Raw genomic sequence first — 15,217 nt, 5'->3', positions numbered from 1 at the left:
TGTGGTGATAATATGAACTTGAATGAACGAATTTTAAGACTTGTACAAATAGCTTTAGACTCCTTTTGGCCCATGCTAAAGGCCGGTATAGCTTTTACTGTGCCGGTAGCCTTGATTGCATTTACCCTTGGCCTGATTGTAGGCCTATTAACAGCTCTTGCAAGGCTATCAAAGGTCAAGCCTTTGATAGGCCTTGCAAAGTTCTATGTTTGGATAATCAGAGGGACTCCGCTGTTAGTACAGCTGTTTATTATTTTCTATGGTTTGGCAAAGGTTAATATAATATTGGATCCTCTGCCGGCAGCAATAATAGGCTTTACAATAAATGTAGGTGCCTACAGCTCTGAGGTCATAAGGGCTGCTATCTTGTCCATACCTAAAGGTCAGTGGGAGGCAGCAGCTTCAATAGGTATGACCCGTACTCAGGCACTTAAGAGAATTATACTGCCTCAAGCAGCCAGGGTATCCATACCACCACTTTTCAACTCTTTCATAAGTCTAATAAAGGATACTTCTTTGGCAGCTTCCATAACATTGACAGAAATGTTCCAGGTAGCCCAAAGGGTGACGGCTGCTACCTATGAACCGCTTTTGCTTTATGTTGAAGTGGCATTTATTTATTTAATCTTCTGTACGGTGTTAAGCGCTGTTCAAGGAAGAGTGGAAAAGAAGCTTGACAGGTTTGTAGCAAAGTAAGAAGAGGGGTGAGTAAATGATATCAGTAAAGGGCTTATATAAAAGTTTTGGAGATAATGCTATCCTAAAAAACATTGACTTAGAAGTATCCAAGGGTGAGACTACTGTGATAATTGGTCCTTCAGGTTCAGGTAAGACAACTCTTTTAAGATGTTTAAACCTGCTTGAAACTCCAGATAGAGGAACTATTAAAATAGGAGAAAATGAATTAAACTTCGATGGAAAATCAAAATTAAAGCAAAGTGCTATTCTTGCCTTAAGAAAGAACACCGGTATGGTGTTTCAAGGCTTTCATCTTTTTCCTCATAAGACTGCTTTAGAAAATATCATGGAAGGGCAGGTTACTGTTTTAAAAAGGTCAAAACAAGAGGCCTACGATAGGGCAGTAGTGCTGCTTGAAAAGGTTGGCTTGGCCAATAAAAAGGACAGTTATCCCCATGAGCTGTCAGGAGGTCAGCAGCAAAGAGTTGCTATTGCCAGGGCTATGGCAATGGAACCGGAAGTGCTGCTTTTTGACGAACCTACCTCTGCCTTAGATCCGGAACTGGCAGCTGAGGTTATAAAGGTAATGAAGGACCTTTCCAAAGAGGGTATGACTATGGTAGTAGTTACTCATAAGATGAGCTTTGCAAGAGAAGCAGCCCATAAGGTGATCTTTATGGATCAAGGAGTAATTGTTGAAGCCGATACTCCTGAGCAGGTATTTGACAATACAAGTAATGAGCGCCTAAAACAGTTTTTAAGTATTATTGATTAGGGGCTTTGCTTAATCTTCATTTTATTTTCATGATAATATGATAAAATAAAATGAAGTATATCAAAGGAAGGACGACGGATGTGAAATAAAATATAAAGTGGAATAGATTACTGGCTATGTTGCTGGTAATGTTATTAATTACTATGTTAACCTTGTTTAAAATTTTAGACAACAATGAAGAGAAGCAAGAAGATGATTTTCCGGTAGTAATCGATGAAGGTAAGTTTAGCTTTAAATTCCAGTCAGAATCGGAAGCCACCCGAAGATGGATGGAATTGAGATTTAAAAAAGACAGAGGTTTTGATGAACAAGTTCAAAAAAAGTTATACGGCAAAATAGAGGAAGAACTTACTGAAGATCAGAGAAAGGAGATAGATGAAGAACTACTAAAGATTACTGCCGAGGAAGTATTTAATAAGCTGCTTAAGGATTACAAGATTGAAGGGGAGAAGGTTTCTGATCTAAATCTTGAAACTAAGAGAAAGCTGATGATAGTGAAGGATAAAATAAAGATGCAGAGCTTTTCGGAATATAAGCCGGTGGAGATTGCAAATGACTTAAAGGAAGAGACAGCCTTTAGTATTCTTCAACAGTTAAATGATCTTCCGGGTATTGATATTACCTTACAGCCCGTAAGAACCTACTCATTTGGGGAGCTGGCTTCAGGAGTATTGGGATATATCTCTAAAATACCTTCCTGGCAGCAGGAAAAGTATGAACTCAAAGGCTATGATGTCTCTACGGACTATATTGGAATGTCAGGTATTGAGGCGGCCTATGAGGACAGATTAAAGGGGTCAAAAGGTAGTATAATTGCTAAGGTCAATAACCTTGGCAGGGTAACAGAAGAATTGGGAGAAAAGGAACCCTACCCGGGCCAAAATATTCAACTTACTATTGATAAAGATGTCCAAAGTGCGGCAGAGAAGGACTTGGATGAAACTATGGAAAAGTTGCAGGCTATGGGCAAGGTAAATGACGTTAACATGAGAAATGCAACAGGAGGTGCAGCGGTGGCTATAGATGTTAACACCGGAGCTATTATAGCCTTGGCCAGCAGACCTGGCTTTAATCCTAACTATTTTGTGAGTGATGGCGGGTTAAGCACAGAACAATATAATAGATATTTTAGCTTGGACTTAGAAAATATGGCAAAGGCAATGGGATATACAAAGGAGCAAATAGAAAAGCTATTTCCCATAGACAAGAATATAGAAAATAATACCACCATTAGGATGGACATGTATGACATTTTGCCTAAACCAATGTATAACTATGCTACTATGGCTGCAATACCTCCCAGATCTACCTTTAAGCCTATAACAACTATTTCAGACCCAGTACCTATGGACCACTATGGAGATGCTTAAAGCAGGAAAAGATTCAAGAGGATACAGTTTTCCACCTTTGGATTTATATGATAACAAAGATGACAGTGATGAACTGGCAGAGACGAAAAAAGATATAAAAACTCAAATAAAGGAAGCTATAAAAACAGGGAATACATCAGTTGATGAGTATACAAGACTTCTGAATAAATTGATAGAACTAGATCCCAAGTATGGCAATATAAGCTTTTCAACCAAAGATATTAGTTCAGCAGTTCAAGCCATTATCGGAGTGACTGTATATGATGCCTACAGCCAGCTTAAGATAGGTGCAAACACCTATAATGCATCTATTGGACAAGGTATTAGCAGTTTTACTCCAATACAGATGGCAAATGCTATAGCAACTATAGTTAACGGAGGAAAAAGGTATAAGCTGCACTTGGTAGACAAGATATTAAGTCCTGAAGGAGAGGTAATTGAAGAAAAGTCACCGGTAATTTTGGAAAAGGTAAATCTGAAGCAAGAAACAGTTGATGCTGTTAAAGAAGGAATGTACCTTGTTGACCATGGAAAAAAAGGAACCGCCGCCAGTACCTTTAAGAACTTTCCAATCACTACCGGCGGAAAAACCGGATCAGCAACCTTCAGTAATACTCAAGAAGAGATTGGGAGAACCTCTTATGGCTGGTATGTAGGCTTTGCGCCTTATGATAATCCGCAAATAGCCGTTGCGGTAGTAATTTTTGACGGAGGCCATGGTGCCTATGTAGCTCCAATAGCCAAAGCCATATATGAGGAATTTTTCAAGGAAGAGCTCTCCAAACTCAACTATACTAAACAGGAAATAACCATACAGGCCGGTACCAGTGATTAAATATTATCATGGAAAGATGAAGATAGCTGTCGCACAATGAGCGGCGGCTCTTTTTTTATTCAAATATGAGCATGTTGTACATAATAGTAAAATTACGAAGCAATAAATTTAAGCACGGAATCCACGGAGAACACGAGGTAAATCCGTGGATTCTGTGTGTTTCACCGTGAATTTTTCTTCTATATTTGGAGTATAATATTATTGACAATCGAACTTGTATTCGATAATATTAGAAAAAAAGAAACTTTTACAATACATAAAAAACTTCATAAAGCATTCTTGAAGATTGACTGAGGGACTTTTGAGCTTAAATTTTATATTTCTTTGGGAGGGAAGAGTATGCGGACAGTGGCAAAACCAATCGACGTGGTAGCTTGGTTTACCAAGGAAGGAGAACCTAGGCCGGTAAGGTTTAGGGTAACAAATGAGGAAGAAAGCGAGACAGTTATAAAAGTAGATAAAATATTGTACAGGGAGATAGAAAAGCTTGCAGGTAATCCTATGCTTGTCTTTAGGTGTCAAGGGGAGGTAAATGGAGTGGAGAAAGTTTACGAGCTAAAGTATGAATTATTAACCTGCAGGTGGATGTTGTTCAAAATATAAGGTCCTATTACATGCTTTCGGTCACTTGATAATATAAGCAGTAGGTATTAAAATTAAGGAATGACTTTAAAAATACAAACAGGATGAGGTAAAAATGAAGATCAGGGTACCGGATTATTTTAAAGAATTTAAATGTATAGGCTCACAGTGCGAAGATACCTGTTGTGCTGGCTGGGAGATTGTAATTGATGATAAGACATATAAAAAATATAAAAGAGTAGATGGAGAGTTTGGGAAAAGACTACGAGATAAGATAATCCGTAAGGATGGAGAAAATATATTTGCCCTAAAAGGTAGGAATTGTGAATTTTTAAATGAAAGAAAGTTGTGTGATATATATACTGAGCTTGGACCGGATAGCCTTTGCTATACTTGCAGGCAGTATCCAAGATACACAGAAGAGTTTGGCAGTTTAAGAGAAATGGGACTATCACTGTCCTGCCCGGAAGCAGCAAGAATAATATTGAGGGACAGTAGAAAGGCTCAGTTTGAAGTAAGTGAAAGTCAAGAAGAGATCACTTCATATAATGATATAAACGCCATGCTCTTTATAAATCTTATGCAAAGCAGAAAAATAGCTTTCGATATCCTTCAAAAAAGTGATATTGTTCTTGAAGTCAGAGCTGCTCTAGTGCTCCAATTTATTATTGAAGTTCAGGCAGTAATAGACCAAAATAATGTGCAGGGAATAAAAGCTGTTAATGAAAGATATTTAAACAATGACTTTAAAAGAGAAATCATTAATGGCTTTGATAAGTATAAGGGGAGAGAAAGAACAAAATATAATAAAATACATGAAATTATTAAAATATTCAAAGGACTAAAGCATATAACTCCTAATGATCCATTAGGCTTGGATAGGGTATTAAGTTATTTTGATAAAGGTGATATAGGGACTTATTTAGATGCACATAGGCAATTTGATCAATATTATAAAGATAATGCTTATAAGTTTGAAAATCTGTTGGTTTACTTTATTTACAGGTACTTTATGAAGGCCGTTTTTGACTACGATGTATCTGCAAAAACGAAAACAGCGGTTGTGAGTTACCTAGTTATCAAAGAATTATTTATAATTAGGTGGATAGAATGTGGAAAACTTACAGATGAAGACGCTGTGGATATAATGCACATGTATTCCAAAGACGTTGAGCATTTAGAGGAAAATATAGAGAAGCTGGCAGAACTCTTTGAAACTAATACGGTGTTTAACCTGGAGGGATTTTTGAGTATATTGATGAACTAATATTGAATCATACTTCCATAGATGTTTTAACACTACTCACATTAGCTTCGGATAATTTGAAGGAGTTGTTTTAGAAGTCAGGAGTTTCTGTTGATATTCCGAAAGGAACTGTAATGGTGGATGGTGTTAATATTAGAAAACTGAACGCCACAGAGGCTGAAATTTTCAGAAGAAGAAAAGTGGGTTTGATTTATCAGTTTTACAATTTGATTCCTAACTTGACAGTTAGGAAGAATATGCTTATGTCTATGTTGCTCGATAAAAGAAAGCCTGACAAGGAGGATTCTGATACTATTGTAAGCACCTTAGGAATAGGGGATAAACTGGAATCACTACCACACCAGCTATCTGGGAGACAACAGCAGAGAGTTGCCATTGCACGAGCTTTGATTTACTTTTCTTGGCTTTTCAATAAGCAAATATTATAGTAAATGATAATTATGTAAAAGGAGTTGGTGGTGGAGTTTGCCAGTTAAGCACAACTCTATTCAATGCAGTTGAAAAAGCTGATCTTAAAATAATATAATTTATAGCATATATGCCGTAAAGAGGTGTGAATAGCAGCATACAATGAATTATTATGCTGGTTGTACCTATGATCATAGGAACAGATATATTGTTGTTTATTCAATGTTTCTTTTTACTAGGTAATAGAGTTTTGATTGAGGCAGGGGAAGAATAAATTAAAAAAGATCATACATGGGAGGATGTATTATGGCCAAACGAAGTATCAATAAAATGAGTGTAGCGAGTGTTTATCCCTTTTACATTGCTAAGGCAGAGAAAAAAGGGCGTACAAAGGCGGAAGTTGATGAAATAATACGCTGGTTGACAGGATATATCCAGGAAGAGTTAGAATCCCAACTGGAAAAACAGACAGACTTCGAAACCTTTTTTGCAGACGCTCCTCAATTGAATCCTTCACGGGCTTTGATCAAAGGTATAATCTGTGGTGTCCGAGTGGAAGATATCGAAGACCCAACTATGAGAGAAGCTCGCTATCTTGATAAGCTCATTGATGAGTTAGCAAAAGGGAAAGCCATGGATAAAATTTTACGGAAATAATAAGCGAGCATAAACTTCCAGTTTATACTATGGACTGTGGGAACGTGGTAATAACTGGAAGTTATTATTTACTAAGGAGAGAAAAATATTATAGGTTAGGTGAAACATTATGGTAAGAAGAAGTAAACAGGTTATAGTTATGAGAAAAGACTTGCAGATGACTATAGGGGAATATAATAAAAAGCAGCAAATATAACCTGCTGCTTTTTATTATTTGATCAAATTATGCTATTTCTTTATCATTATGTCTGCACTGCTGTTGTCTTTTGCCTGGTTAGTAATTTGAATTTTTATACCGTACCTTGGAAGCTTTACACCAACTGTAGGAAGTTCGGGATTTGAGTAATCATCACTGTCATCGAAGCTGCCTTCTGTGAATCTATAGTTATCTGAGATTGACCTTCCATATAGGGAAGTTAAGTCTACCGTAAAGGCTGACTCTTTATCTTTGCTAAAGGCAGCGTCCCGCATTTGATACTTATTACTGCCCAATATAGGAGTTTGAGTTTTATCCGCAAACTTCCACCACAAGTTATTTTGATCTGCATCTACTATGCTGAGGAAGCCTTCTCCCGGGTGAACTCCTGTCCAGTTATCTGTGAAGTAGGTATCAACATACCAAACTAACATACCGGGATCATATGGAATACTCTGACCTAAGGTACTTACGTTGGCAAGTCCCTTATCTACACCATGGTGGTTTCTCCACTCAACCAGGTAATAATGTGGAGCATAAACCGTTCCTGTGCTCTTCTCAAAGCCAGCCGGAGTGAACTTTGAAGTTCCTTCAGCATCATCTGACAGAATAGTAGTATTATTAGCAATAACCTTAATATCATCAACATAGAAACCAGCTCCAAAGACATAGGTATCAGTCTGGTATTCAAACTTTAAGTCTATTTTCTTGCCGGTAAAAGCCCTTAAATCAAATATACCATCTACCCAGCCACCTGAAACACCGGTTATGCCATGGGCTACTATAACTTCTCTGTCAGGATTGCCATCAGTGGTTGTTATATTTCCTTCAATGGATGTCCATTCTTTTGCACCTTGTTCCCGTACCTGAATAGAAGCATAGTCCCAGCCTTCTTCTATGTCATACCAAGTCTTAAAACGAAGCTCTGCAGTGGTTTTTCCGCTTAAATCAACAGTTGCAGTCATACTATTCAATATTGGTGATCCATCAGTGCTGTTTCCACCCCAGTAAGCATACTTGCCGCTGGTTGGAACAGTTATTAAATGGGCCTTATCCGGAAGATTAATTCTAACAACCTGTCCTTCTTCGTCAGCCTGTCTAAGAATTATTCTGGCACCGGCCTTTGACAGTGTGGCATAGTCTATAGTAACAGCCTTTTGCCAGTTACCCCCGTAAGTTCTTTGAAAGAATTCCCTGGCATAGGGGCTAAAACCTGTTGGTTCCGTTCCACCAATCTTTCCTGCCCAACTTCCTGAGGACATTATTGACCAATTGGAAATAGGCTCACTTGAAGCAGAAGTATAACCTGTATCATATTCATCTGGTAAGCCCAAGTTATGTCCAAACTCATGGGCAAATACTCCTGCAGCCCCATCTTCTGGCTCAATTGTGTAGTCGTAGGCGTAGTAATCGGTTCCCGGAATCTTATATAAGCCTCCTAAGTTCCATCTGTGTGACCAGATAGCATCACTGCCTAGGCCGCCACCGCCGGCTTCTTCTCCAACACCGGCATGTATAACCATAAGGTAATCAATGATTCCATCTGGTTCATTGTAATTTCCATCACTATCTAAATCATATATATCTTCTCTGTCAAAGTCTGCAAAGTTTATATTGGGATCCTGTGCAGCCAGAGTTAAAGCATGGGCAACTGCATTTCTGGGCCTTATGTCATTTGAATTACCATATGGAGCACCATACCATGCTGCAGTTTGTGGTAATGTGTACCAACCTGCTACCTTACCCTCTATTATTAAGCTACCGCCGGATTGCTCTAGATAATACTGTTTCATTGAAACAAAATTCTCGCTGTCAGGTCCGGAATACCCCTTATTACCAAACAGCATATCTTCGAAATGGCTATGGCTGTAGTCTGCATAATACATATCAGTTTCCCCTGGCTTAATGCTGTTATGCTTATAATCCTGAAAGTCTACCAGCAGTGCAAGAATATTGACAGTTTTAGTGTTGTTATCAGGTATACTCTGCCCAAACTTTGACTTTTGCACCTTCTGGTTATGCTTAGCCTTTAATTCCCTTTCCGCTTTGCTGACAGGCAATTTCTTATTTGCCTTAGATGTCTTTTGCATGTACTCTAAATATGCCTTTTGAGACTCTGCATAAGTTGCATTTTTAGCTAGCTTACCTTCTCTTTTTAGCATCTCAATGATTTTTTCTTCGTTTGCAACGGATAAATCTGTTGGCCCACCTAATTTGAAGACAGCATCTTCAAATGAAGCTTGTCCATTCAGACTTTTACCTTCTGCCACAGTGCTGCCCCCAACGCCAGCTAGTAGGAATGTGGCTGTTAATACCGATAATAGTTTTTTTGATAACATAGTTTTCCCCCTTTTGAATACAGATTACCCTAGCGATACCAATATATAAATCAATTATATGAAAGGAACTTATGTAATATTCTGGTAAAAGTAAAAAGGTAGCAGTTAAAAACATTATTTGGTTGAATACTATAAAGCCCCTATAACATTCATGAATTCAACTGTGTATATAATAGAGGCTCTGAAAGATAATAATATTTATAAGGCTTTTGGAGGGATGCAGATGAATACTGAAGCTGGCAGCAATACCACTGTACAGATTTTACTAATCATTATATTGACAGCACTAAATGCTTTTTTTGCCTCTGCTGAGATGGCAATAGTTTCGTTAAATAAAAATAAAATAAGGATGCTATCGGAAGAGGGAAATAAGAAAGCCATGCTTTTGGAAAAACTGATGGAAGAACCAAGCAAGTTTTTGGCTACTATTCAAGTAGGTATAACCCTAGCAGGATTTTTTGCCAGTGCTTCCGCCGCTACAGGCCTTTCCGGAAAACTAGCCATATTTTTAAGCAGAATAGGTATTCCATATGGCCAACAGCTTGCCTTATTTTTTATTACTATTTTATTGTCATATTTTACCCTTGTCTTTGGTGAACTCTATCCTAAGAGGGTAGCACTTCAAATGTCAGAAAAGATAGCAATGTTTAGTGTTAAACCTATAGTTCTGATTTCGAAGATGGCAATGCCTTTTATCAGGCTCCTTTCTGGATCTACTAACCTGCTAACCAGAATTTCAGGGATAAAAACGGATAGACTGGATGAGCAGGTATCTGTGGAAGAGATCAGGTCTCTTATAGAGGTTGGCCAGGAGCATGGGGTAATAAATGAAACAGAGAGGGAAATGATTGAAAGCATATTTGAATTTGACGATAAGGTAGCAGAAGAGGTTATGACCCCGAGGACAGATGTATTTGCCATAGACATAAATTTGCCGCCCAAACAAATTTTACAGCAAGTGATTCAGGAAAATTACTCAAGAGTACCGGTTTATGAGGAAGAAATAGATAATATTATCGGAATTTTATATATGAAGGATTTTGTAATTGAAGCCTGCAATAAGGATTTGACAAGAGAGGAAATTAAAAGAATACTAAGACCAGCGTATTTTGTGCCTGCAACAAAGAATATTGATGAACTATTTAAAGAATTGCAGGCATCAAAAAACCATATGGCCATACTTATAAATGAATACGGAGGATTTGAAGGTATAGTCAGCATAGAAGATTTAATAGAAGAAGTCATGGGTAAAATCCAGGATGAATACGACGATGTGGAGCCCGATATCATAAAAGTTGACAAGGATACATACATTGCAGATGGTCTAGTAACCATAGATGAAGTAAATGATTATCTGCATACAAATCTTGAATCGGAACATTCAGATACCATCAGTGGCTTTGTAATAGATCTTCTGGGAAACATACCCAAGGATGGGGACCGGTCACAGTTGGAGTATGGCAATTTAATTTTTAAAATAGAAGAGGTTAAGGAAAAGAGGATAGAAAAGGTTAAGATTATTGTGAATAGAGAAGCGGAGAAAAATCCACCATAATTACTCATCAATCATTACTAATTACTCATTATAAAAAGAAAAAAATTGCGTTGTGACGCAATTTTTTTCTTTTTATTGGTTATTTATTAATTAACCTATGAATGATAAAATGAGAATATGATTAAATTTTTGGAGGAATACCGGTGGATAAGAAGATTATTATAAAAAGAATACTAATTGTCGTCTTTTTTGTTCTGCTGACAATGGTTACAATATCTGAACTCAATAAAGGTAGTGTAGACTTCAACTCCAATTTATCCAAGAATAAAGTAGTAGAGATAACCTTCTCCAGCAGTTGGGGAGGAGCTGATATAAGATCACAGGCCTTGGAGAAGGTCTTAGAAGAATTTGAGAAAGAAAATCCAGATATAAAAGTTAAAAATAGGTCTAGAGGAAACGATGATTTTTTATACACCTTAAAGACAGATTTTGCCCAGGGGAATGAACCTGATGTATTTGGATTATGGCCAGGCTCTGATGAAAGAAAACTGATAAGTTCAGGTAAGGTTGCAAATTTGAGTCCAATATTGGATGAGGACATGCAGTGGAAGCACAGCTTTAAAACAGAAGCTTGGGACTATGTTACTTTTGGAGATAAAATTTATGCCTTGCCTTTAGAAATTATTTATGAAGGCTTGTTTATAAATAAAAGCCTTTTCCACAGGTACAATATAAAAGTTCCAGAGAACTATGAGGAATTAAAAAACTCTGTGAAAGAATTTAGAAAGCATAATATTATACCTATAGCCTTCAACTGTACTCCGGAAGGAACCTACCTATATCAAAACATTGTAATGAAATTAGGGGGAAAAGAGGATGTAGAAAATCCCTATGCTTCAGGGAAGATTTCGGAGAACTATATTAAGGGTATGAATTACATGAAAGAACTGTACGAAATGAAAGCGTTTCCTGAAGATGTTTTCATAATTGATGATAAAGCCAGAAATAATCTCTTCCTGGAAAAGAAGGCCGCAATGATTGTACAAGGTTCTTGGTTTATAGGGGACGGTGCAGTGAGCAGTCTGGATAAGGACATACAGCTAATTCCCTTCCCTGTCTTTGAAGAGGGAGCAGCGGATAAGAGTGCCATCGTATATGGGGTTGGAAACGGAAACTTCCATATGAGTTCAAGAGCTTTTTATTCTCAAGAAAAAAGAGAAGCAGCTATCAAGCTCCTAAAATATCTAACTACAGAAGAGGTTGCAAAAGTTTTAATTAACAGCACCGGAAGTATGGCGAATCTCAGGATAACTGATGATAGTGAGGAAGTGGGACTGATTCTAACAGGAAGAAATATGGTGAAAAGTTCCCTGGAATTGGTGGGGCCGCCGGATAGTTTTATAGAGAGGACAAATTGGGAGAACATATTAGTGAAAAAATTTCCGGAGATGCTTGAAGGGAATGTCTCACCGGAGCAGATATTTGAGGAAATGGAATGATAAAAATTATGAGGGAAAGACTGAAGAAAATATATAAGGGACTTCTGCAATACTATAAAGACATATCCATTAAAAATAAGCTTAAAGTACTGTTTTATATTCAAATAATAATACCAATAATATTTATAGGTTATATGGCATACAATAAGACTTCCCAATCAATTAACAATAAGTCCTTTGCATATTCACAGGATATTTTAAGGATGATTGAACTGAGAGTGGAAGACATGAATAGGGATATAGATGCCTTAACCCTGCAGCTCCTGTACGACAACAGAGTATATAGTTTTTTACAGGCTAACGAAACCAATAATGCTAACAAGTATACAGAAGCCAACTATGTACGTAATCTTTTAAGAGATGCTATTTTTTCGAGAACTTCCATCGAGGGGATTTGTATTGTCACTAATGATAAGGATTTTATTTATTTTGATTCTGACAGAGGGAAAAAAAGCATAAAAGAGAGAATTCCCTATGATGATATTTATAGTCAAGCCTTATCTAACAACGGTAATACTATTTGGATGTTTAATAAGTCTGAAGAAAAAGGCATGGACTTATATGCAGCAAGAGTAGTTTACGACAAGGACACCTTTAATCCTCTCGGCCTAATGGCACTGCTTATAAATAAGAACTTCATAGAGTCTCTCTATAAAGATTTATCCCAGGGATCAGCCCAGAATATATCCATTTTATCAAATACTAACGAGGAAATAATAGTAGGTGACGGGAATAGTGGTTATTCCTCTGCATTGGAAAATATAAAGTTTAACTCTTCAAAGGGATATTATCTGGATAATGATAATAAAGTATTAATCTCTTACCTTACAATGGTGAAGCCAAATTGGAGGATAGTATATCATATTCCCTTTGATGAGTTGTATGAAGAAATAAATTCCCTAAAAACTCAAATTTTCTTAATTGTCATATGGTCTATTGTGGTACTGTCACTATTAAGTACCCTCACAGCTAAGGATATCATCAAACCAATGAATGAATTGGTGGGAGCAATGAAGGAAATTGAAAGCAGTGATATTTATAGGGAGGTTAATATTGACCGTACGGATGAGATAGGATATCTAAGCAAGTCATTTAATAAGATGTCCTCAAAGATACACTATCTTCTGAATATAATTTATAAGGAGAAACTTACCAGAAAGGAAGCTGAACTAAAGGCTTTACAAGCACAGATAAATCCACATTTTCTTTTTAATACTCTGGAGAATATCAACTGGATGGCTCACCTTAACGGAGTACCTGAGATCAGCAGTACTGTAACCGCCCTTTCTAAGTTGATTGAAGCCAATATGGGTAAGGGGGATAAGCTTATTTCCATTGCTGATGAAATTGATTATATAGACAACTACATTGCTATATTAAAGAACAGGTTTGGAGACAGACTTGTCATGGAGAAAAATATCAGCAGCGAAACGTTAGTGGTTATGATTCCAAGACTTTTGATTCAGCCGGTGGTGGAAAATGCAGTTCAGCATGGCTTAGAGAATGTGGTGAGACAGGGAATAATAGTGCTGAACTCCTACAAAAAAGAGGAAGACTTGATAATAGAAGTTATTGATAACGGAATAGGTATGAAGGAAACGGAGCTTATAAAACTCAAAGAAATGATTTCCGGTGAAGAGGGGAATGAAAGCAGCAGTATAGGTTTGAGCAATGTAAGCAAAAGGATAAAGCTGTTTTATGGTGAGGACTATGGTGTTGAAGTAGAAAGTCAGTATGATAAATTTACTAAAGTAACCTTGAGACTACCTTTTAAAAGCCTAAGAAAGGATGGGGAATATTATGTTTAGAGTGCTACTGGTTGATGATGAGGCAGTAATTAGGAAGGGCATTAAAAATATTATTAATTGGGAAAGCTTGGGGTGTACAGTAATTGACGAGGCTTCTGACGGAATAAGCGGTATGGAGAAAATCAGGACTTTAAAGCCGGATATAATAGTGACAGACATAAAGATGCCTGGCATTGATGGTCTGGACATGGTAAAAGAAACAAAGGAGTTAATACCACACACCAAAATTGTAATATTGACAGGTTATAGGGACTTTGAGTATTTGCAAAGAGCAATAAAGCTTGGAGCTTCTGAATATATATTAAAGCCCTCAAAGATAGAGGATATTACTGCGGTTATAAAGAGAGTGGTTAAGGAACTTGAGGAATGGAAAAAATCTCAAAATGAAATAGAAGAGCTGAAAAAGAGCTTACAGGAAAAGATTCCTGTTATCAAACAAAAATTGCTCTATGACTTGCTTTTCAATGTAAATATAAAACATAGAAACATAAGTGGAGAAATGGACTTGTGCAGTTTAAAGGTAGAAAAATTCGTCCTTGTGGTCATTGAACTAGGCGGCATTGAAGAAAGCAATGTTTACGAATATGATGTAATGTATCAGCAGGGAGTAATCAATTCCTTCCTGGATGTGTATTCCGACCACTTTACAACAGAATTCTTTGTGCTCTCAGAACGCAGGATTGTATTCATTGTTCAACCTACTGTGGACATGGAGGATATTTCTAAGTGCGCCAGAGATAGAATGGGTGTTTTAAAAGATGTTATACAAAGCTGCTTTAAGTTATCCATCTACTCCGTAGTGACTGAGGCTGGAGAAGGATATCAGGCTCTCCACGAAAAAATGAAGAAAGCCATAAAGCAGTTAAATAAGGAGAGCAATATTTTACATAACCACATCATTAGTTTTGACAACCTAAAGGAGTTAAATAAAGACAATGAAGCCTTAATAAAAAGCCGTATCTCTGAGAAAAATATAGAAGAAGATTCAATGAAATTAATCCTCAGAAAGGCAGTGGAATATATCAAAAATAACTACCGCGAAAGTATTACTTTGAACGATGTAGCGGAGTATACTTATGTAAGTACCTTCTATTTGAGTAGGTTGTTTACCAGGGAGCTTGGGAAGGGTTTTGTGGACTATCTTAACGAAGTAAGGATAGAAAAAGCCAAGGAATACTTGAGGCAAGATAATTATAAGGCCTATGAGGTAGCAGAAATGGTTGGCATAAAAGATGCCCACTATTTTTCAAAGCTGTTTAAAAAATATGCAGGTATGACCCCATCGGAATATAAAGATAAGTTTTAAAG

General features: G+C 37.1%; 14 protein-coding genes. 13 read left to right on the top strand and 1 reads right to left on the bottom strand.

Annotated features, from left to right (window positions below):
- The first annotated feature begins 12 nt into the window (after positions 1-12).
- The 9 genes from FHY60_RS13910 to FHY60_RS13870 all read left to right on the top strand — a co-directional run bounded on the left by FHY60_RS13910 (position 13) and on the right by FHY60_RS13870 (position 6,572).
- Entirely contained in the window at positions 13-696 is a 684-nt protein-coding gene (locus tag FHY60_RS13910) for an amino acid ABC transporter permease (protein ID WP_139905591.1), read from the top strand.
- Between the two features lie 16 nt (positions 697-712).
- Positions 713-1,453, top strand: coding sequence for an amino acid ABC transporter ATP-binding protein (locus tag FHY60_RS13905; protein ID WP_139905590.1), 741 nt, complete (start codon positions 713-715; stop codon positions 1,451-1,453).
- Positions 1,454-1,605: 152 nt separating this feature from the next.
- Entirely contained in the window at positions 1,606-2,823 is a 1,218-nt protein-coding gene (locus FHY60_RS13900) for a penicillin-binding transpeptidase domain-containing protein (protein WP_180375414.1), read from the top strand.
- Between the two features lie 37 nt (positions 2,824-2,860).
- Positions 2,861-3,658 carry a penicillin-binding transpeptidase domain-containing protein gene (locus tag FHY60_RS13895; protein ID WP_180375413.1) on the top strand — a complete coding sequence of 266 codons (798 nt, stop codon included), beginning with the start codon at positions 2,861-2,863 and terminating at the stop codon, positions 3,656-3,658.
- A gap of 339 nt (positions 3,659-3,997) precedes the next feature.
- Positions 3,998-4,261 (top strand): hypothetical protein, encoded by a 264-nt coding sequence (locus tag FHY60_RS13890; RefSeq protein ID WP_139905587.1) that lies wholly within the window; start codon positions 3,998-4,000, stop codon positions 4,259-4,261.
- Between the two features lie 94 nt (positions 4,262-4,355).
- Positions 4,356-5,507, top strand: coding sequence for a flagellin lysine-N-methylase (gene fliB / locus FHY60_RS13885; RefSeq protein ID WP_139905586.1), 1,152 nt, complete (start codon positions 4,356-4,358; stop codon positions 5,505-5,507).
- Positions 5,508-5,620: 113 nt separating this feature from the next.
- Positions 5,621-5,935 (top strand): ATP-binding cassette domain-containing protein, encoded by a 315-nt coding sequence (locus tag FHY60_RS13880; RefSeq protein ID WP_139905585.1) that lies wholly within the window; start codon positions 5,621-5,623, stop codon positions 5,933-5,935.
- A complete protein-coding gene (locus FHY60_RS18760; protein ID WP_139906468.1) occupies positions 5,929-6,033 on the top strand; it encodes a VanW family protein in 105 nt (34 codons plus the stop codon). The genes FHY60_RS13880 and FHY60_RS18760 overlap by 7 nt, the downstream gene beginning before the upstream one ends.
- Before the next feature lie 188 nt (positions 6,034-6,221).
- Positions 6,222-6,572 (top strand): DUF2200 domain-containing protein, encoded by a 351-nt coding sequence (locus FHY60_RS13870; protein WP_139905584.1) that lies wholly within the window; start codon positions 6,222-6,224, stop codon positions 6,570-6,572.
- A 228-nt stretch (positions 6,573-6,800) separates the two neighbouring features.
- On the opposite strand, the gene FHY60_RS13865 is transcribed toward FHY60_RS13870, so the two are convergent.
- On the bottom strand, positions 6,801-9,107 hold the full coding sequence (locus FHY60_RS13865; RefSeq protein WP_139905583.1) for an immune inhibitor A domain-containing protein: 2,307 nt from the start codon (positions 9,105-9,107) through the stop codon (positions 6,801-6,803).
- A 223-nt stretch (positions 9,108-9,330) separates the two neighbouring features.
- Here FHY60_RS13865 and FHY60_RS13860 point away from each other — a divergent pair, with 223 nt between their 5' ends.
- From FHY60_RS13860 to FHY60_RS13845, 4 genes are all read left to right on the top strand, one after another.
- On the top strand, positions 9,331-10,662 hold the full coding sequence (locus FHY60_RS13860) for a hemolysin family protein (protein WP_139905582.1): 1,332 nt from the start codon (positions 9,331-9,333) through the stop codon (positions 10,660-10,662).
- 143 nt (positions 10,663-10,805) lie between these two features.
- Positions 10,806-12,101, top strand: coding sequence for an ABC transporter substrate-binding protein (locus tag FHY60_RS13855; RefSeq protein ID WP_139905581.1), 1,296 nt, complete (start codon positions 10,806-10,808; stop codon positions 12,099-12,101).
- On the top strand, positions 12,098-13,909 hold the full coding sequence (locus FHY60_RS13850; protein WP_139905580.1) for a sensor histidine kinase: 1,812 nt from the start codon (positions 12,098-12,100) through the stop codon (positions 13,907-13,909). Before FHY60_RS13855 ends, FHY60_RS13850 begins: the two co-directional genes overlap by 4 nt.
- Positions 13,902-15,215 (top strand): response regulator transcription factor, encoded by a 1,314-nt coding sequence (locus FHY60_RS13845; RefSeq protein ID WP_139905579.1) that lies wholly within the window; start codon positions 13,902-13,904, stop codon positions 15,213-15,215. Before FHY60_RS13850 ends, FHY60_RS13845 begins: the two co-directional genes overlap by 8 nt.
- Positions 15,216-15,217: the final 2 nt, after the last annotated feature.

Source organism: Clostridium thermarum (assembly GCF_006351925.1).
In the GTDB taxonomy this organism is placed as follows: Bacteria; Bacillota; Clostridia; order Clostridiales; family Clostridiaceae; genus Clostridium_AU; species Clostridium_AU thermarum.
The sequence above is the reverse complement of the archived record's forward strand: the minus strand, read 5'-3'. Positions and strand labels throughout refer to the sequence as shown.

What these genes read in the sequence shown, in the direction of transcription:
- FHY60_RS13880 (WP_139905585.1), top strand. Translation starts at nt 5,621, where the DNA reads ATGGTGGATGGTGTTAATATTAGAAAACTGAACGCCACAGAGGCTGAA.
- FHY60_RS13865 (WP_139905583.1), bottom strand. Translation starts at nt 9,107, where the DNA reads ATGTTATCAAAAAAACTATTATCGGTATTAACAGCCACATTCCTACTA.
- FHY60_RS13910 (WP_139905591.1), top strand. Translation starts at nt 13, where the DNA reads ATGAACTTGAATGAACGAATTTTAAGACTTGTACAAATAGCTTTAGAC.
- FHY60_RS13845 (WP_139905579.1), top strand. Translation starts at nt 13,902, where the DNA reads ATGTTTAGAGTGCTACTGGTTGATGATGAGGCAGTAATTAGGAAGGGC.
- FHY60_RS13860 (WP_139905582.1), top strand. Translation starts at nt 9,331, where the DNA reads ATGAATACTGAAGCTGGCAGCAATACCACTGTACAGATTTTACTAATC.
- FHY60_RS13850 (WP_139905580.1), top strand. Translation starts at nt 12,098, where the DNA reads ATGATAAAAATTATGAGGGAAAGACTGAAGAAAATATATAAGGGACTT.
- FHY60_RS13905 (WP_139905590.1), top strand. Translation starts at nt 713, where the DNA reads ATGATATCAGTAAAGGGCTTATATAAAAGTTTTGGAGATAATGCTATC.
- FHY60_RS13890 (WP_139905587.1), top strand. Translation starts at nt 3,998, where the DNA reads ATGCGGACAGTGGCAAAACCAATCGACGTGGTAGCTTGGTTTACCAAG.
- FHY60_RS13870 (WP_139905584.1), top strand. Translation starts at nt 6,222, where the DNA reads ATGGCCAAACGAAGTATCAATAAAATGAGTGTAGCGAGTGTTTATCCC.
- fliB (WP_139905586.1), top strand. Translation starts at nt 4,356, where the DNA reads ATGAAGATCAGGGTACCGGATTATTTTAAAGAATTTAAATGTATAGGC.